Here is a 19,250-nt window from a genome sequence, read left to right on the forward strand (position 1 = left end):
CACAACTCCTAACTCTCCTAAATCCCCCCCCTCAAGACAGCATAAGCCTAATAATCACTACATGTTTGGTCTAATTGGACATCTGACTAGTTTAGAACACGCTCAAGCGGTAGCCCAAGAATTGGGATACCCAGAATATGCCGATCAAGGGCTAGACTTTTGGTGCAGCGCCCCGCCGCAAATTGTCGATACTATTATTGTCACCAGTGTTACTGGGCAACAAATTGAAGGACGGTATGTAGAATCTTGCTTTTTGCCGGAAATGCTAGCTAGTCGCCGCATCAAAGCCGCCACACGGAAAATCCTCAACGCCATGGCCCATGCACAGAAGCACGGCATTAACATCACAGCTTTAGGCGGATTTTCCTCGATTATTTTTGAAAACTTTAAGTTAGAGCAGTTTAGCCAAGTCCGCAATATCAAACTAGAGTTTGAACGCTTCACCACAGGAAACACGCATACTGCCTACATTATTTGTAAGCAGGTGGAAGAAGCATCCAAACAACTGGGAATTAATCTATCAAACGCAACTGTTGCGGTATGTGGAGCAACTGGGGATATTGGTAGTGCCGTTACACGCTGGTTAGATGCGAGAACAGATGTCCAAGAACTCCTGCTAATCGCCCGTGATCAAGAACGTCTCAAAGAGTTGCAAGGCGAACTGGGGCGGGGGAAAATCATGGGTTTGACAGAAGCGCTACCCCAAGCCGATGTTGTAGTTTGGGTTGCTAGTATGCCCAGAGGCGTGGAAATTGACCCTACCACTTTGAAACAACCCTGTTTGTTGATTGATGGTGGCTATCCTAAAAACTTAGCGACAAAAATTCAATATCCTGGCGTACACGTGTTAAATGGTGGGATTGTAGAGCATTCCCTGGATATTGACTGGAAAATTATGAAAATAGTCAATATGGACGTGCCAGCCCGTCAGCTGTTTGCCTGTTTTGCCGAATCAATGCTGCTGGAATTTGAGAAGTTATACACGAACTTTTCGTGGGGACGGAATCAGATTACCGTAGATAAAATGGAGCAGATTGGCCGGGTGTCAGTAAAACATGGATTTAGACCGTTGTTGGTTTAGTCATTAGTCATTTGTCCTTGGTCATTAGTCATTGGTCATTTGTTATTTGCAAAGGACAAAGGACAAAGGACAAAGGGCAAAGGACAAAAGATAGATAACTTATAACTCGTAATTGATAAACCCTACGATGGCAACTACCGAGCGTAAACCGCTACTGTTAGATTTTGAAAAGCCCCTAGCAGAACTTGCAACCCGAATCGATCAAATTCGGCAACTTGCAGAAGAAAATGGCGTTGATGTTTCTGGTCAAATTCGTCAACTAGAAGCACGCGCCATGCAACTACGTGAGGAAATTTTTACTAGTCTATCGCCTTCCCAGCGATTGCAAGTCGCTCGTCATCCGCGTCGTCCCAGTACTCTCGATTACATTCAGGCTATTAGCGATGAATGGATGGAATTGCATGGCGATCGCTGTGGTGGTGACGATCCGGCTTTAGTTGGTGGAGTCGGTCGTCTGAGTGGGCAACCTGTGGTGATGTTGGGTCATCAAAAAGGTCGTGATACCAAAGACAATATTGCCCGTAACTTTGGAATGCCTTATCCTGGCGGCTACCGCAAAGCCATGCGCTTGATGGAACACGCTAATAAGTTTAGTATGCCCATACTAACTTTTATCGACACACCAGGGGCTTGGTCTGGAGTGGAAGCAGAACATCAAGGTCAAGGAGAAGCGATCGCTTACAACTTGCGGGAAATGTTTTGCTTAGATGTGCCAATTATCTGCACAGTTATTGGTGAAGGTGGTTCTGGTGGCGCACTTGGTATTGGTGTAGGCGATCGCCTGCTCATGTTTGAACACTCCGTTTATACTGTCGCCACCCCCGAAGCCTGTGCCGCCATTTTGTGGAAAGATGCTGGTAAAGCTCCTCAAGCCGCCGTTGCGCTGAAAATTATTTCCCACGACCTCAAAAGATTGGGAATTATCGACCAAATACTGCCTGAACCCACTGGTGGCGCTCATTCCGATCCTTTAAAAGCTGCTACCACGCTCAAGCAAGTTCTGCTAGAAAATTTGGACGAACTTAACCATTTAACCGCTCCAGAACGCCGCCAACTACGTTATGAAAAATTCCGTAAAATTGGTGTTTTTACAGAAGTTGCCCACTAAAACCATTACCTAATGATGGATTAGTAAAGCAGCAATGCTATAATTGCCTATGTGCTTAAAGATTTTTAACAATCTGGCCATAGGCATTTGCATGTTTGGCAAATCTACTCAATCAAATTGAGTAGCTTTTGTGTTATTGAGTAATCTAATTTGAGTGTACGGCGTGGTTTTCCAGGCGACGATTTGTTGTCTTCACTGATAAAACCCACAATATGCCCACTATTGCACTGCATCATAGCAGTTGCTTAATGGAAATCATCAGATTTTTAGATTCCTTTAATCTATCTAAACCGATAAATGTGAATAATTGGGTGGTACTAGGTGGGAACTGCCAAAAAATTGGGAGACATCATGAATGTTGAGCAAAAACGACGCGCCCTGATTACTGGGGCCAGTAGTGGAATTGGGAAAGCAACGGCTTTAGCCTTTGCCAAAGCCGGAATAGATGTCGCCTTAGTCAGCCGTTCTTTGAATAAGTTAGAGGCGGTGGCAGAAGCTGTACAGCATACTGGGGTAGAAGCGAAAGCTTACGCTGTAGATTTAGCGCGGATCTTTGAAGTAAAAGAAAAAATCCAAGCGATCGCTCTTGACTTTGGTGATATAGACATTCTGGTAAACAGTGCGGGCATTGCCTATACAGCCACTTTGAGCGAAACTCCCCTAGAAGGATGGCAGCAGGTAATTGACTTGAATCTTACCAGCGTGTTTCAGTGCATTTTAGGAATTTTACCTTCAATGCGCGATCGGGGCACAGGCACAATTATCAACGTCGCTTCAATTGCTGCCAAGCAACCGTTTCCCGGTTGGGGAGCATACAGCGTCAGTAAAGCTGGTTTGATTGCCCTCTCTCAAACCCTTGCACAAGAAGAACGTACCCACGGCATTCGTGTCACAGCTATCTCTCCTGGCGCAGTCAATACCGAACTTTGGGACACAGAAACAGTCCATGTCGACTTAGACCGTTCTAAGATGTTAACCCCGGAAATAGTGGCTCAGTCAATTCTTTACACAGTTCTGTTACCACAACAGGCAGTTATAGACGAATTGACCCTGATGCCCAGTGCTGGCGCACTTTAATTTATCCTTTGTCATCAGTCCTTTGCAAATGACCAATGTACTAATGACTAATGACTAATGACCAACTTTCAAACCATAACCAAGACTGAATCATGACTATCGCTAGTTCCAACGGTTCCAATTACTCTCAATCGCCTCTGATTCCCGACTTGGCAGAAGCCATAACTCCTAGACCCGATCGCAATACGAATAACGGGCGACAAGCTGATTTGTTCCCGCCAAAAGAGGAACATATAGAGGAAATGAAGGATGCAGTGCGGAAAATAATATTGGGCGTTGGCGAAGATCCTGAACGCGAAGGACTCCTCAAAACACCAAAGCGAGTGGCCGAGGCAATGCGGTTTCTTACCAGTGGCTACAACCAATCCCTTGAAGAACTCGTTAACGATGCCATCTTTGATGAAGGGCATAACGAGATGGTACTAGTCCGAGACATTAATTTTTTTAGTCTGTGCGAACACCACATGCTGCCATTTATGGGTAGAGCGCACGTTGCTTATATCCCCAACCAAAAAGTTGTAGGACTGAGCAAACTGGCCCGCATTGTTGAGATGTATTCCCGTCGCTTGCAAGTCCAGGAGAGGTTAACCCGCCAAATTGCCGAAGCAATTCAGACCATTCTAGAACCCCAAGGCGTAGCCGTTGTGATGGAAGCTAGCCACATGTGTATGGTAATGCGAGGCGTACAAAAACCAGGTTCTTGGACTGTCACTAGCGCAATGGTTGGCGTGTTCCAAGAAGAGCATAAAACCCGCGAAGAATTTTTTAACTTGATTCGCCATCAACCAGCATTCTTTTAGGGAATGGGGAATGGGGAATTGGGAATTGGGAAGAGGACTTGGGGACAAGGAGAATTGGGGACAAGGGGAAAGACTTGTTTCAAGTTCTCACCTCTTTTCCCGTTGTCCCCTTGTCCCCCTTGCCTCCCCTACTCCCTTTCTCCTTGCCGCCTGCTCCCTACTCCCTACCCCCCAATTTCTCAAACAACTTGGTTACTTTATCTAAATCCTTATCTCCAGGTGCGCGTTCCACACCACTAGATAAATCAACGCCACTGGGATTAACCTGACTTAAAGCTTCCACAATATTATCTGCTGTTAATCCCCCAGCTAAAAACCAAGGGCAATTGGGGTTAAATTGCTCTAATATTTTCCAATCTAAGGTTTTACCTGTACCACCAAGTTGTTCGGGATGGTAGGCATCCAGGAGTAAAGTATCTACGTATTTTGTGTAATCAGCCGCCGTGCCCAGATGCTCAAGACTACGAATTCTAAGTGCTTTAATAATTTCGACATTTGGTAAAGCTTGACGTAATTGGTAGCAAAAATCTGGTAACTCATCCCCGTGTAACTGAATCCCCGTCAACCCAGAATCAACAACTATCTGGCTGATTTCAGGGATACTAGCGTTGGCAAAAACTCCAATTGTGTCAATATTTGCTGGGAGTTCTGCCACAGCTGCCCGAATTTGGGATGTAGTCACGTAGCGAGGGGAGTTTGGTACACAAATAAATCCTAGTGCTGTTGCGCCCAGAGAAGCGATCGCTATAGACTGCTGTGGTTGAGTAATGCCGCAAATTTTAACGCGCATGAAAATATAACAAAATATTTAGAATAATCATTTGAAAAGTCTAAACTATCTCAAAAACTTTTGGGCCTTGTAATTTTATAATCTTGAGGTCTACGATTAACTTTCTGTTTAGGAGACAAAAGCTTGATTTCCTCTATTTTACTAGTAGCAGCTGCAACTGTTCCCGCCACACCTGCGTGGAATCCTACAGTAGGTATTATCATCAGCATCAGTAGCTTAGTAATGGTTTTACTAAGTACTAGGATCGAAAAACCCTTAGTTGGCCCCAAGTTCCCCATCCTGCCGATTAGTATTCCAACATTTGTTGGTGCGATGGCTTTTGGTCATATTGTTGGCATTGGTATCGTTTTAGGACTGACTAACATCGGTCGTCTGTAGTTTTGCGATGATCGCGGCGTTGCTTATAACGCCACGATCAATACAAAACTTTTCAAAACGATTTTAGTTCTTTCTCCAGCAAGGTAACTCATAAGCATCAGCCAGGGGAGGCAGGGGGACAAGGAGGACAAGGGGGAATTATTGAACAAGTCTCTCTCTTGTCTCCCTTGTCTCTTCTTCATGTTCAATGCCCAATGTCCAACAGGCATTAATTGTTTATTCTAGAAATAAGAGCATTTTGGAACTCGGCACTACCAAATTGATGCTCAGATATATACGTGTAAGTATATACGCAAGTATTGCTGTATAGGAACTACTGGCGATATCTAGTTTTAGGACAATGTAATGCAAACAAATTGGAAAATTGGGTCTTTATTTGGAATTCCCCTGTTTCTAGACCCGTTATGGTTTGTGATTTTAGGGTTGGCAACCCTTAACTTTGGGGTAGCTTACCAAGAATGGGGGACTGCTATAGCTTGGAGTGCTGGAATAGTTATGGCACTACTGCTATTTGGTTCGGTGTTGCTACATGAGTTGGGTCACAGCTTGGTAGCCCGATCGCAAGGTATTAAAGTTAATTCAATTACTCTGTTTCTGTTTGGCGGGATTGCTGCGATTGAAGAAGAATCTAAAACTCCTTTCAAAGCCTTTCAAGTAGCGATCGCTGGGCCATTGGTGAGTATCATACTATTTTTCCTGCTCAGTCTAGGAGTTCTTGTCATCCCTGATACTAGTCCACTCAGTGTCATGGTTGGAGATTTGGCGAGAATTAACTTGGTGGTAGCACTATTTAACATGATTCCTGGCTTGCCTCTAGATGGAGGGCAAGTGTTAAAAGCAGCACTATGGCAAATAACAGGTAATCGTTTTCAAGCCGTACACTGGGCTGCAAGGGCTGGGCAAATTTTGGGTTATGGTGCGATCGCTTTAGGATTTGTTGTAGATTTCTTGACAAGGGAGTTAGCACTTGGTTTGTGGATTGCGCTGTTAGGTTGGTTTGCTGTCCGCAACGCTAACACTTATGACAACATGACTACGTTGCAGGAAAGCCTACTTAAAGTGGTGGCGGCTGATGCGATGACTCGTGACTTTCGGGTTATCGATGCTGACCAGACACTGCGCTCCTTTGCCGATTTATACTTGTTGGAAACCGCTCCTTCACAGATTTATTTTGCTGCTTCTGATGGACGTTACCGGGGTTTGGTTTCCATTGACGATTTTCGTTTAACCCAAAGGAGCGAATGGGAAACCCAAACCTTACACAGCATTGTGCATCCCCTAACAGAAATACCCACTGTTACTGAAGCAACAACCATAGCTGAGGTAATTAACAAGCTGGAAAATGAGCAGTTACCTCGAATTACCGTACTTTCTCCTGCTGGTGCTGTAGCTGGTGTAATTGACCGGGGAGATATTGTGCGAACATTGGCACAAAAGTTAAATTTACGGCTCACAGACGCAGAAATCAAGCGGATAAAAGAAGAAGGTAGCTATCCGCCTGGGTTGCAACTGGGAGTAATAGCGAAGTCAATTGCAAATTAAACGTCATATCCTCGTCATAGTTTTGCAATAGATTTGTCAAAAGCTTGTGTGATATTGAATTTGGTATTTGGTTACAAAATGCTTTTTTTGGGTAAGAGGTAGGGTTTCCTACCTTTTTTATTTTTCAAACTAACTTGAATTAGAGAAACCTCTCCCATCGCTTCAGAATTATGGGAAAACTAAATTAAAACTTAAAGTGAGTAAAATGTAAGTACATGATATACTACGTCTCTCACTTACCCTGGTTTTATGGCACTGCCAATTGTTGCAATTATCGGACGCCCAAATGTGGGCAAATCCACCCTGGTTAATCGACTCGCCGGGGAACAAACGGCGATTGTCCATGATGAACCGGGAGTGACACGCGATCGCACTTATATGCCAGCTTTCTGGAATGGTCGCGAATTTTTAGTCGTAGACACTGGTGGATTAGTCTTTAATGATGATACCGAATTTCTACCACTGATTCGCCAGCAGGCAATGACAGCCTTAGCAGAAGCCTGTGCCGCAATTTTTGTCGTAGATGGTCAAACAGGCCCCACATCGGCAGACCAAGAAATCGCTGAATGGATGCGTCAACAACGCGTACCTGTGCTACTAACTGTAAATAAATGTGAATCTCCTGACCAAGGCTTAATGCAAGCTGCCGAGTTTTGGGAATTGGGTTTGGGCGAACCATACCCCATCTCCGCGATTCATGGTAGTGGCACAGGAGAGTTACTCGACGAGTTAGTTAATCACATCCCTGCTGTTGAAGACATCCCAGAAACTAATGAAATCAAAGTGGCAATTGTGGGCCGCCCAAATGTAGGCAAATCGAGCTTACTCAATTCTTTTGTTGGCGAAGAAAGGGCAATTGTCAGCCCAATTTCCGGCACAACCCGCGATGCTATTGATACCGTCATTGAACGAGAGGGACAAACCTACCGCCTAATTGACACCGCCGGGATTCGCAAAAAGAAACATATAGAATATGGCACAGAATTCTTTAGTATTAACCGTGCTTTCAAAGCGATTCGTCGCGCGGACGTGGTTTTATTAGTACTAGATGCTGTAGATGGAGTCACAGAGCAAGACCAAAAATTAGCCGGGCGGATTATCGAAGAAGGTCGAGCTTGCATCATCGTCGTTAATAAGTGGGATGCTGTCGAAAAAGACTCTTACACAATCTACGACTACGAAAAAACTCTGCAATCACGGTTACATTTTACCGAATGGGCAGAAACAATTTTTGTGAGTGCGTTGTCAGGACAACGGGTAGAAAAAATTCTCGAATTGGTGAAAACGGCGGCTGAATCACACAAACGGCGTGTCAGCACATCAGTTATTAACGAAGTCTTAACAGATGCCGTTAGCTGGCATTCACCGCCAGCATCTCGTGGTGGTCGTCAGGGCAAGATTTATTATGGTACACAAGTAAGTAGCCAACCACCGACGATCGCACTATTTGTCAATGATTCCAAACGCTTCAATGACAACTATCGGCGGTACATTGAACGTCAATTCCGGCAACAGCTAGGATTTAAAGGCACGCCAATTATTTTACTGTGGCGCAGTAAAAAAGTCCGGGATGCCGAAATTGGTAATGTTAATAGAGCAACTCGCGTCAAATTAAGTTAGGAGACGCGATTCATCGCGTCTGTATAAGAGTTATGAGTTAAAGTCAGAATTGCTTGCTAACTATACAACCCTATCGACTAGAGTTTGATAGCGGCAGAAGGTAGAAAGTTATGAGTTTAAGTCAAAACTCCTAACTCCTTACTCCTAACTCCTTACTTTTAACTCTTAACTCTAAAATGGATTTATTGCGATCGCTGCCACTTGGACTTTATTTAGAACAACCCCAAACTTGGCTGCATAAAATCGATCCGCGAGTCAAGTTCGCCTGGTTGATGAGCTTTTTAACAAGCTATGTTTTGGCTAACAACTTTTGGCGGGTGCTGCTGGTAGTACTATTGATTATTGCCACCTTGATTGCTAGGATTCCCCGGCGAGTATGGCAGCAACAAATGGGCTGGCTATTAATGCTATCGTTTTTTGTCTTAGCGATCGGAGCTATCAGTCCTGATGGAATGGGTGTAGATTATCAACCACGCCTGCCAGCTAATGAACAAATATTAACCCCGCAAGCAGTCTCCAAGAATATTGTTCCAGAGCAAGCAAGTAATAACAAAAAATACAACTATGTGCTATTTCAGAAAGGCCCAGTCAAAGTAACTCGCCGCTCCTTGGATTTGGCAGTACGGCTGAGTACAATTATATTTACCGTAATTTACAGCACCAACCTCTATCTGCTAACAACCGCACCAGAAGAAATCACCTCTGGCATAGAAAGCTTAATGCAACCCCTACGACGCTTCAAATTGCCTGTCACAGAAATTGCTTTAACTTTAACCTTGTCCTTGCGCTTTATTCCTCTAGTTTTAGAAGAAGTGCAAAACTTATTTCGCTCTGTGATGACAAGGGCAATTAATTGGAAAAAGCTGGGATTGAAAGGAGGCTTCAAAGTTTGGATGACAGTCGCAGAGAGATTGTTAGAAAATCTGCTCTTACGAGCCGATCAAATGGCGAATGCAATGATGGTGCGGGGTTTTACCAGTCCCAACGAGCATCGAGTGCAGTGGCACGACTTACGATTCAAAGGGCGTGACTGGCTTGCTATTGCAACTTTAATTGTATTCTGGGGAATACGGCTAGCTATAGGAACTCAGGTCTAATTTTGCACCGAGAAAATGGTAAAAGGTAATATTTTCTGTGCCTGCTTTTCTCTTTCCTTTTCACCGATAGTTGATTAGCTTAACTAGGTTAATTACTCCGCCAGAAAACTGATCCCCTAACATTTTCCGTAGCTTTTTAGTATGAAACAGATTATTTTGCCGTTTTAGATCGGCGTGCAACAAATTTTTGGCTAGCCGCCATTAATGCCAGTGGGTGCGGGAATTGTCCGCAGACAGTGATTCTGAGAAAGAATAGTATGAATCTCTGCACAAAACCCAGACGCAACTGGTAGCGCCGAAAATGCTGAATAATCAATAGGCCATAGTTTTCTTTCTAGTGGTCTGTCTCATTAATTCTGAAGGGTTATAAAAGTTCGTAGTAAGGACTTTAGTCCTTGATTTGAGCGATAAATCGCTCACTACAAACCTAGCCAAATTAATGCGATAGACCACTAGTCCCCAATCCCCATTCCCCACTTCCCACTTAAGTTAGCTATTTTGTGCCATTTAGCAATAGTTGTGGCAGTATGGAAAGAAGTTGAAAAGTTCGCTGTTGCCGTTGGGAGCTTCAAAGGGTGTTTTCCCTTGCTACGTCGAACTTTTAACAAGAGGATAAGGACTATCTTGTACCTTCTTCCGACAGATTGGTAAATTGAAGTCACCAAAGCAGATGGTGATGTTTCTCAACCAGCCTCTACTCTCTGAATCCACGCTTTGCGGCTTCTGTTGTACCATTTCGCTTCACTACCACTAGCTTCATCTGCCAATTAGAAACTAGATCAAGGTCTTCGTAACCGCAGTTTTGCATTTTAAGCAAATATTCTGACGAATGTTGGTATTATCGTCTGAATGTTTGTAATTCACTGCGAAAAGATATATATACTCCCACCTTGACTACACCTTGACTCTTAAATGAATCCAGAAAACGCAGAAACTTACATAAACCATCCAACTTGGGGTTTACTCTACAAAATCTGTATGGTTGATGAGACCCAGGATTTGTTCACCACACTTTATGCCCAGCGCCTGTTTTTTTTGGTCGCAAATGACGTTAAAGGTGTCAAATTCCAGCCTATAGGACGAACTGAGGCTAGAATGATGTTGGAAAATCGCTTACGTACCCTGCGGCGCAGTGGACATTCTCAGGAGTACGATCAACTTCAAAGTGTTTTCCAACGCACCTTCCAATGAACAGTTCGATTTCCGAACGTATTGTTTCCATTCGTTCATCCCTACCAACTTCAGTCAAATTGATTGCTGTTAGCAAACAAGTTTCTGCCCAGGCCATTCGGTCTGCATACTCCGCAGGGATTCGTGATTTTGCAGAGAGTCGCATCCAAGAAGCCGCCAGCAAACAAGCCGAGTTGCAAGACTTACCGGATATTACCTGGCACTTTATTGGACATTTGCAAAGCAATAAAGCCAAAAAAGCCATCGAACAATTTCCTTGGATTCACTCCGTGGACAATTTGAAGCTGGCACAGCGCTTAGATCAACTAGCCCAACAGCTAGGAGTGAGTCCCCAGGTTTGCCTGCAAGTCAAAATTCTCCCCGATCCCAACAAGTCTGGTTGGAGTGTGCCAGAACTTTTGGCTGATTTACCCATACTCGATCAATACAAAAATTTACAAATTCAAGGTTTGATGACAATTCCACCTTCAGGATTAAGCGATCCGGAAATTTTGAATGTGTTTAATCTCAATCGTGAACTAGCAAAGAAAATCCAGGAGCAAAACTGGTCGCACATTAAAATGCAGCAACTATCTATGGGTATGTCAGGCGACTACGAGCTAGCAGTGCAAGCAGGCGCAACGATGGTACGATTAGGAACAATATTGTTTGGCGATCGCTCTTAAGCATATTACATATCCCTCTTCCGCTTGAGTATCAAGTACAAGCAGGAGCAATGAGGGTGTGATTAGTAACAATATTGTTTGGCGATCGCTCTTAGCCCTTGATCATCAGGTTTCCAGGTCAGTATTAATAGAGATCAGGATTTGATGACAAGAATTTTGTAAGGGACTGGTGCAATTAGAAACAAAGGATATAGTATTGACAAGAGCAATCGCCAAGGGAAAATGGGGTATAAAGAACTTTCCTTCGGACAAACCTTAGGATATAATCTTGACTCATTATTATGTTTAGGCGATGCACAGACCTTTCCAATAAGTGTCGGTTCATCGCCAAAACCCGTAGTATGGGCTACAAATAGCAATATACTTGCTGAAGTATCCACCGATGTAGCGTAGTTTGCGGCCGTAGGCATCGCTCCTATCTCAATAAATCCTAAGCCAAGTCAATATAGGCTATTCGCACCAGGAGAGTACACAGACAATGAACAACATCTTTTCCAAACTCAGAGACTTTGTAGGTCTAAATGAGCAAGTGGAATACGAATATTACGAAGAAGAACCAGAAACAGATAATAATAATTACCAAAATCTGTATCAGCAAGAAAATCCCCAACCCCCAGCCCCACAAGAGAGCGCAACCGCTCAGAATCGACGCTGGCGGGAACCAGTGCCTACAATGGGAGATGATATCGCAGCAGGTTCAAAGCCAATGGGGAATGTGATTGGTATGCCAGGAGCAATTAACGGAATTTCGGAAGTTTTAGTCCTCGAACCACGCACCTTTGAAGAAATGCCCCAGGCAATTCAAGCGTTGCGAGAACGGAAGTCAGTGGTATTAAATCTGACAATCATGGACCCAGACCAAGCTCAACGAGCAGTAGATTTTGTTGCAGGTGGTACTTACGCACTAGATGGACATCAAGAGCGCATCGGTGAGAGCATCTTCTTGTTTACACCAAGCTGTGTCCAAGTTAGCACCCAAGGTGGCGTTCTTCATGAAGTACCACAACCGCCAGCACGTCCTTCTCGTCCTACAGGTTCTCCAAATCAAACCTGGGGCAACGAAACTAATCGGATGGCACAATAGAGTTAAATTAGTTGTTAGTCCTTTGTCCTTTGTCATTTATCTCGGGTTTTGATCGTAGTGACAAATGACAAACGACAGAGGACTAATGACAAATGACTAACGATCAATGACTATAAAATTTGGTTTAATTGGTGGTGGGGTAATGGGAGAAGCGCTCTTATCCCGCCTTATCGCGCGTGGAATTTATCAATCATCAGAAGTCATAGTTAGCGAACCGCTACCTTCACGCCTAGATTTTTTGCAACAGCAATACGGTGTTGCTGTGACGACAGATAATAGTGAGGTTTTCACCCAAGCCAAAGAAGTTGTATTTTTGGCAGTAAAACCGCAGGTGTTCAGCGCGATCGCGCAAGAATTAGCAGATATTGATATTATTAATAGAGAACAATCACCCCTGATAATTTCCATATTGGCGGGTGTGCCTTTAAGTCAGCTAGAAGCTGCATTTGTGCAATTGCCAGTTATCAGAGCAATGCCCAACACTCCAGCCACTGTGGGAGCAGGAATTACCGCCATTTGTTCCGGTGCATATACTAATACCAAGCATCACCAAATAGCACAACAAGTTTTTTCTGCTGTGGGCGAAGTTGTGGAAGTCTCAGAAGGGCTGATGGATGCAGTTACAGGGCTATCTGGTAGCGGCCCCGCTTACGTGGCGCTGCTAGTAGAATCACTTGCTGATGGCGGAGTATCCGCAGGTTTACCTAGAGCAATTGCTAATCAATTAGCATTGCAAACCGTACTGGGAACAGCGAAACTGTTGTATGAAACCAAAATGCACCCAGCAGAACTTAAAGATCGCGTTACCAGTCCCGGTGGTACAACCATTGCGGGAATTGCCAAGTTAGAACAGGCAGGATTTCGTTCAGCTTTAATTGAAGCAGTGAAAGCTGCCACAGAGCGATCGCAAGAACTGGGAAAATAATTAAAGAGTCATTAGTCATTGGTCATTTGTGCAAAACTAATGACTAATGACAAATGACAAATGACTATTAACGAAGTTGACAAAAGACTCGTTAGTATAGTAAACAATCTGGTTGCAAATGTGATTGAGTGAATTATCCTGCGCCGTCTCCAGAACTTGACTTAGGGTCTATATTTCCCTTTGATCTGGATCAGTTTCAAAAAGAAGCGATCGCGTCCCTAAATGCTGGACGCTCCGTAGTCGTGTGTGCGCCCACAGGTTCGGGCAAAACATTAGTCGGAGAATACGCCATTTATCGCGCCCTAGCGCGAGGAAAACGTGTATTTTATACTACTCCCCTAAAGGCGCTGTCGAATCAAAAATTACGTGACTTTCGAGAAAAATTTGGGTTTGATCAAGTCGGACTGTTAACTGGAGATGCCTCCATTCACAGGGATGCACCGATTTTGGTGATGACCACAGAAATTTTCCGAAATATGCTCTATGGCACACCCATCGGGCAAGTCGGCATCTCATTAGTAGACGTGGAAGCGGTGATACTTGATGAGTGCCACTACATGAACGATCGCCAGCGCGGTACAGTTTGGGAAGAATCCATCATCTATTGTCCCCGGGAAGTGCAACTGGCAGCCCTCTCAGCAACGGTTGCCAACAGCGATCAACTCACCGATTGGTTAAATCGCGTTCACGGCCCAACAGACCTGATTTACTCAGATTTTCGCCCAGTTCCCTTAGAATTTCACTTTTGCAATCCCAAAGGGTTATTTCCCCTGTTGAATGATAGCAAAACCAAAATTAACCCTCGCCTTCTTCAGAAGAAGAAGGGGAGAGGGGGAGAAAGGGACAGGGGAAGAAGTGGTAGACCGGAAGCTCCTGGCATAATTTATACTTTAAGCCAGTTAGAGCAACGGGATATGCTCCCAGCAATTTACTTTATCTTCAGTCGCCGGGGATGTGATAAAGCGGTGGCAGAAGTGGGTGATTTATGGCTGGTAAATAATGAAGAATCTCAGATTTTACGGCAACAGATTGATGACTTTTTAGCCCGCAATCCCGAAGCTGGGCGTTCTGGACAAATTGCACCCCTATACCGAGGAATTGCTGCCCACCACGCCGGAATTTTGCCTGCTTGGAAAGCCCTGGTAGAAGAACTATTTCAGCAAGGGCTGATTAAAGTAGTATTCGCCACGGAAACACTGGCCGCGGGAATTAATATGCCCGCTCGGACAACGGTAATTTCTACCCTTTCCAAGCGGACTGACACCGGACACCGCCTGTTAAATGCTTCCGAATTCTTGCAAATGGCGGGACGGGCAGGCCGCCGGGGGATGGATAAACAAGGTCATGTGGTGACAGTCCAAACTCCCTTTGAAGGAGCCAAAGAAGCGGCATATTTGGGGACATCCAAGCCAGACCCCCTTGTAAGCCAGTTTACGCCCAGTTATGGCATGGTACTCAACTTGCTGCAAACCCACACCCTAGAGCAAACCAGGGAACTGATAGAGCGCAGTTTTGGGCAGTACATGGCGACATTGCATTTAAGACCAGAATACGATGAGATTGCCGAACTGGAAAAACAATTAGCTCAACTACATGAGCAAATCGCCGCCGTTGATGAAAATGAACTGGCTATTTATGAAAAATTGCGGCAACGTTTGAAAGTAGAACGCCAAATATTAAAAACCCTGCAAGAGCAAGCACAGGAAGATAGAAAAGAAGAATTAGGGATGATGTTAGACTTTGCAGTGTCAGGAACTCTGTTGAGTCTCAAAGGCAAAAACATCACAGTGTCTTCACCCGTAACCGCAGTGTTAGTGGGAAAATCGCCTGGTTCTGGTCAAGCTCCCTACTTGGTATGCTTAGGGCATGATAATCGCTGGTATGTGGCAACCACAGGGGATGTAGTCGATTTATATGCCGAATTACCACGCATTGAAGTGTCACCTGATTTACTACCACCCCCAGAGATGCCTTTGAAGCCAGGACAGTCACGTCGTGGTAACGAAGAAAGCTTTGCGATCGCAGTGCGTATTCCCAATCCGATAGAATCTTTGCATCTAGCACCAGAAGTAGCAGAACAACTAAGTCGCACTGCTGCTGTCCAACAGCAATTAGAAGCTCATCCCCTACATCAATCAGGCAATGCTGCCACGCTTTTCAAGCGTCGCGCCAAATATGTTGAACTAGAAGCCGAACTCGAACAGTTACAAGGGCAAGTAGAGCAACACTCACAACGTCATTGGGAAGAATTTCTCAATTTAATCTTAATTCTGCAACACTTTGGCGCTTTAGATAACTTAGTGCCCACACAATTAGGGCGAATTGCTGCCGCTATTCGGGGTGAGAATGAATTGTGGTTGGGTTTAGTATTTGCTAGTGGTGAATTGGACAACTTAGATCCCCACCATTTAGCCGCCGCCGCCGCCGGTTTGGTGATGGAAACGCCCCGTCCAGATAGTAAGGTTAACTTTGAGCTTAGTAATGAAGTGGCAGAAGCCTTAGCCAAATTACGGGGAATTCGTCGCCAAATGTTCCAACTACAACGGCGGTATAACGTAGCGCTGCCTATATGGTTGGAATTTGAGTTAATTGCCATAGTCGAACAATGGGCGCTGGGAATGGAGTGGACAGAACTCTGCGAAAACACCACCTTGGATGAAGGCGATGTGGTGAGAATTCTCCGCCGGACGTTGGATTTATTATCACAAATACCCCACGTTCCACATCTGCCAGACTCTTTCTTGCGTAATGCTTATCGAGCGATGCAGTTGATTGATAGATTCCCTGTGAATGAGGTGGTGGAATAAACAGCACACTCTTAGGCACAGAGAGTCTTTGATAATTTCTTTGCGTATTTTTCTTTCAGGACTACGCAAAACTAGACATTTACATTTTAGGGGCAATTCATGAATTGCCCCTAAGAACTGTCCCAAGAATGATTTAAATTTAATAGTAGTGGTACGTAGTTAAAAATGCTTTTTTGGTTTCGTATATCTTCTATACGTAATTAATCACATGTATTTAACAGAAGTTGTAGTCGCTATCAGTGCTATTCAACCTTAGTACACCAAGTTTCCAGTACCGCGCAACTGACGCAAAGAATTGATGCACAATGGACAGTCGCAGCCGAATGTCTTAATTGCAGCATCACTTTCTTCATCAGTAAAATTCAACATAGCAACATTCTGATCTGATACTGATGTGACAATAGTTGCAGAACGGTTAGAGGTATACGGTTTCGTTCTCTCTGAATCTCGAATACACACAAAATCTTTTCCACCATGTGGGTTAGTGATACAGGTACGACCGTCTTCTGTGTGCAGTAATCGCTGTGTAATACTACCACCACTAGCATGGGCAGGATGAAATGCCACCAGCGTAGACATCATCGACACAAAGATTGAGGAAGTGGAAAGCAAATTCAGAAGAATTTTTTTGTTCATAGATTTCCTTGAGAAAATTGTCTACTAGCTTAGGGTATTCGATTCACTTTCAAACTTCAAGTGGGTTTCACCCTAAGAATAGCTAGCTTGACACTTGTTATTTAAGAAAGTTCCATATAGTTTGATCGCAAAGTAGTTGTCATAGCAGAATTAAGCAGTCAAACAGGCTTGAAGTTTATGGATCAAGACTTTAAAATTTTGTACAAAGCGATAAATTGCTCACTACGAACAAAAATTATATCTTAGATTCTTCTACAAAATTGATAACTAATATAGCTATCTTTATAGAATTATAAATCTTAATCTGAACCAAAAAATAGCATAAGTATTTAGTAATAAATCTGATATAGATTCTCATTCTTAAATGTTCAACTTGTAAAAATCTCTTTTTTTTATTACATTTGGAAAAAGGCTCATATACCAAGTAATTTACTAGCCTCAACACAAAAAATGAAGCAAAAACTACATTCAGAATCTTCAAGTTGTTGCAACGGTGAACACACTCATGATGAGAATCATCATCACGATCATGATGAGAATCATAACCATGACCACAATCACGATCACGGTGGAGAATTCAATCTAAAAAATGAGGTATTGCCTTTAGTAGCAATTTTAAGTTTATATGTGCCTGGTGTAATTTTTGAAAATCAATTACACAATACATTCTACTCAATAGGTGAATATCTGCTTTTCATCCCTGCCTATTTATTGAGTGGATGGAGTGTTTTAAAAACGGCTGGACGCAATATACTTAAAGGTAGATTATTTGATGAAACTTTTTTGATGACAGTAGCGACACTAGGGGCGATCGCAATTCATAAATTGCCCGAAGCTGTTGGAGTCATGCTGTTTTATAAAATTGGCGAATTGTTCCAGGATATTGCTGTTAGTCGTTCCCGTAGTTCCATCAAAGCCTTATTGGAAGTTCGCCCAGACTATGCAAATATCCAAATAGAAGGAGGACTAAAAAAAGTCCGCCCAGAAACAGTAAATATTGGAGATATTATCGTCGTCAAACCGGGGGAAAAGATTCCCTTGGATGGTGAGATTATAGATGGAAATTCGCAAGTTGATACATCTGCATTAACTGGAGAATCTGTACCGCGAACAGTGAGACTGGGTGAAATAGTTTTGGCTGGGATGATAAATAAAATGGGTGTTCTCAGCATTAGAGTCACCAAACTATTTGATGACTCTGCTATTGCCAAGATTTTAGACTTGGTGCAAAATGCCAAAAGCAAAAAAGCAGAGACAGAAAAATTCATTACTAAATTTGCCCGATATTATACGCCAATAGTAGTTTTTATATCTCTAGCAGTTGCTTTATTACCTCCTTTATTCATTTCTGGTGCGAGTTCTTCAGAATGGGTTTATCGTGCCTTAATTTTGCTAGTTATTTCCTGTCCCTGTGGACTCGTTATCAGTATTCCGTTAGGTTACTTTGGAGGTGTGGGAGGTGCAGCTAGACGGGGGATTTTGGTTAAAGGCTCTACTTTTTTAGATACTCTAAATGCAGTCAATACAGTTGTATTTGATAAAACTGGAACGTTAACTAAAGGCGTATTTAAAGTAGTAAAAACAGTAGCATTAAATGGCTACAATGAAACAGAATTGCTGCAATTAGCTGCCAAAGTAGAATCGCACTCAAATCATCCCATCGCTCAATCTATCCTTAAGGCTTATGGGGGAAAGATTGATGAATTTGAGGTGAGAGATTATGAAGAGATTGCAGGCTATGGAATTAGAGCCAAGGTTGAAAATAGGGTAGTGATAGCGGGAAGCGATCGCCTACTCCACAGAGAGAATATTGCTCATGATAATTGCCAGCTAGAGGGAACAGTTGTTCATTTAGCGGTGGATAATATTTACGTTGGGTATATTGTCATTGCTGATGAACTGAAAGAAGATGCGAGACACGCTATTCAAGCACTCAAGCGAATGGGTGTAGAAAGAACAGTAATGTTGACAGGAGATAATCAAGCGATCGCTTCCCGAATTGCCGAACAGCTAGGCATAGATACTTACGAAGCAGACTTATTACCAGAAGAAAAAGTTAATGCCATTGAGAAATTACTCAGCACTGCCGGCAAGCATGGTAAAGTTGCCTTTGTTGGGGATGGTATTAATGATGCGCCAGTGATTGCTAGAGCCGATGTTGGGATGGCAATGGGTGGTTTAGGTTCAGATGCAGCCATCGAAACTGCTGATATTGTTATCATGACAGATGCGCCATCAAAGGTAGCAGAAGCAATACAAATCGCCAGAAAAACAAGGCAAATTGTTTGGCAAAATATTGGCTTTGCTTTAGCAATTAAAGCTGTGTTTATTGGATTGGGTATTTTAGGTATAGCGACAATGTGGGAAGCTGTCTTTGCTGATGTTGGAGTAGCATTGCTGGCAATTTTAAATGCAACTAGAGCGATGAAATAAAATTTTTGGAAAATCG

The 19,250-nt window shown here is 43.5% G+C and carries 16 protein-coding genes; 14 read left to right on the forward strand and 2 right to left on the reverse strand.

Going from position 1 to position 19,250, the window contains the following annotated elements; all coding sequences use genetic code 11:
• Nucleotides 1-61 precede the first annotated feature (61 nt).
• The 4 genes from GJB62_RS28490 to folE all read left to right on the forward strand — a co-directional run bounded on the left by GJB62_RS28490 (nt 62) and on the right by folE (nt 4,066).
• A complete protein-coding gene (locus GJB62_RS28490; protein WP_114080902.1) occupies nt 62-1,081 on the forward strand; it encodes a long-chain acyl-[acyl-carrier-protein] reductase in 1,020 nt (339 codons plus the stop codon).
• A 127-nt stretch (nt 1,082-1,208) separates the two neighbouring features.
• Complete coding sequence (locus GJB62_RS28495; protein ID WP_114080903.1) at nt 1,209-2,189, forward strand: acetyl-CoA carboxylase carboxyltransferase subunit alpha; 981 nt, start codon at nt 1,209-1,211, stop codon at nt 2,187-2,189.
• A gap of 351 nt (nt 2,190-2,540) precedes the next feature.
• A complete protein-coding gene (locus GJB62_RS28500) occupies nt 2,541-3,266 on the forward strand; it encodes an SDR family oxidoreductase (RefSeq protein ID WP_114080904.1) in 726 nt (241 codons plus the stop codon).
• Nucleotides 3,267-3,358: 92 nt separating this feature from the next.
• The gene (folE, locus tag GJB62_RS28505; RefSeq protein WP_114080905.1) at nt 3,359-4,066 is read left to right on the forward strand and encodes a GTP cyclohydrolase I FolE; all 708 of its coding nucleotides are present in this window, start codon (nt 3,359-3,361) and stop codon (nt 4,064-4,066) included.
• 157 nt (nt 4,067-4,223) lie between these two features.
• On the opposite strand, the gene GJB62_RS28510 is transcribed toward folE, so the two are convergent.
• Complete coding sequence (locus tag GJB62_RS28510) at nt 4,224-4,856, reverse strand: phosphoribosylanthranilate isomerase (RefSeq protein WP_114080906.1); 633 nt, start codon at nt 4,854-4,856, stop codon at nt 4,224-4,226.
• Nucleotides 4,857-4,979: 123 nt separating this feature from the next.
• Between GJB62_RS28510 and psaK the strand changes: the two genes are divergently transcribed.
• The 9 genes from psaK (at nt 4,980) to GJB62_RS28555 (ending at nt 16,165) form a co-directional block, all read left to right on the forward strand.
• Nucleotides 4,980-5,234 (forward strand): photosystem I reaction center subunit PsaK, encoded by a 255-nt coding sequence (psaK, locus tag GJB62_RS28515; protein WP_114080907.1) that lies wholly within the window; start codon nt 4,980-4,982, stop codon nt 5,232-5,234.
• 345 nt (nt 5,235-5,579) lie between these two features.
• Nucleotides 5,580-6,776, forward strand: a complete 1,197-nt coding sequence (locus GJB62_RS28520) for a site-2 protease family protein (RefSeq protein ID WP_114080908.1) — start codon at nt 5,580-5,582, stop codon at nt 6,774-6,776.
• Nucleotides 6,777-7,025: 249 nt separating this feature from the next.
• Nucleotides 7,026-8,396, forward strand: coding sequence for a ribosome biogenesis GTPase Der (gene der, locus GJB62_RS28525; protein ID WP_114080909.1), 1,371 nt, complete (start codon nt 7,026-7,028; stop codon nt 8,394-8,396).
• Nucleotides 8,397-8,572: 176 nt separating this feature from the next.
• Nucleotides 8,573-9,493 (forward strand): energy-coupling factor transporter transmembrane protein EcfT, encoded by a 921-nt coding sequence (locus tag GJB62_RS28530; RefSeq protein ID WP_114080910.1) that lies wholly within the window; start codon nt 8,573-8,575, stop codon nt 9,491-9,493.
• Nucleotides 9,494-10,405: 912 nt separating this feature from the next.
• Complete coding sequence (gene pipX / locus GJB62_RS28535) at nt 10,406-10,684, forward strand: transcriptional coactivator PipX (protein WP_012408389.1); 279 nt, start codon at nt 10,406-10,408, stop codon at nt 10,682-10,684.
• The gene (locus GJB62_RS28540; protein ID WP_114080911.1) at nt 10,681-11,349 is read left to right on the forward strand and encodes a YggS family pyridoxal phosphate-dependent enzyme; all 669 of its coding nucleotides are present in this window, start codon (nt 10,681-10,683) and stop codon (nt 11,347-11,349) included. The genes pipX and GJB62_RS28540 overlap by 4 nt, the downstream gene beginning before the upstream one ends.
• Nucleotides 11,350-11,827: 478 nt before the next feature.
• Nucleotides 11,828-12,433 (forward strand): cell division protein SepF, encoded by a 606-nt coding sequence (locus GJB62_RS28545; protein ID WP_114080912.1) that lies wholly within the window; start codon nt 11,828-11,830, stop codon nt 12,431-12,433.
• Between the two features lie 106 nt (nt 12,434-12,539).
• Nucleotides 12,540-13,358 carry a pyrroline-5-carboxylate reductase gene (gene proC, locus GJB62_RS28550; RefSeq protein ID WP_114080913.1) on the forward strand — a complete coding sequence of 273 codons (819 nt, stop codon included), beginning with the start codon at nt 12,540-12,542 and terminating at the stop codon, nt 13,356-13,358.
• Between the two features lie 128 nt (nt 13,359-13,486).
• Entirely contained in the window at nt 13,487-16,165 is a 2,679-nt protein-coding gene (locus GJB62_RS28555) for an RNA helicase (RefSeq protein WP_114080914.1), read from the forward strand.
• Between the two features lie 252 nt (nt 16,166-16,417).
• On the opposite strand, the gene GJB62_RS28560 is transcribed toward GJB62_RS28555, so the two are convergent.
• The gene (locus GJB62_RS28560) at nt 16,418-16,801 is read right to left on the reverse strand and encodes a hypothetical protein (protein ID WP_114080915.1); all 384 of its coding nucleotides are present in this window, start codon (nt 16,799-16,801) and stop codon (nt 16,418-16,420) included.
• Nucleotides 16,802-17,251: 450 nt separating this feature from the next.
• Between GJB62_RS28560 and GJB62_RS28565 the strand changes: the two genes are divergently transcribed.
• Nucleotides 17,252-19,234 (forward strand): heavy metal translocating P-type ATPase, encoded by a 1,983-nt coding sequence (locus tag GJB62_RS28565; RefSeq protein WP_114080916.1) that lies wholly within the window; start codon nt 17,252-17,254, stop codon nt 19,232-19,234.
• Nucleotides 19,235-19,250 lie beyond the last annotated feature (16 nt).

The organism is Nostoc sp. ATCC 53789 (genome assembly GCF_009873495.1).
Lineage (GTDB): Bacteria > Cyanobacteriota > Cyanobacteriia > Cyanobacteriales > Nostocaceae > Nostoc > Nostoc muscorum_A.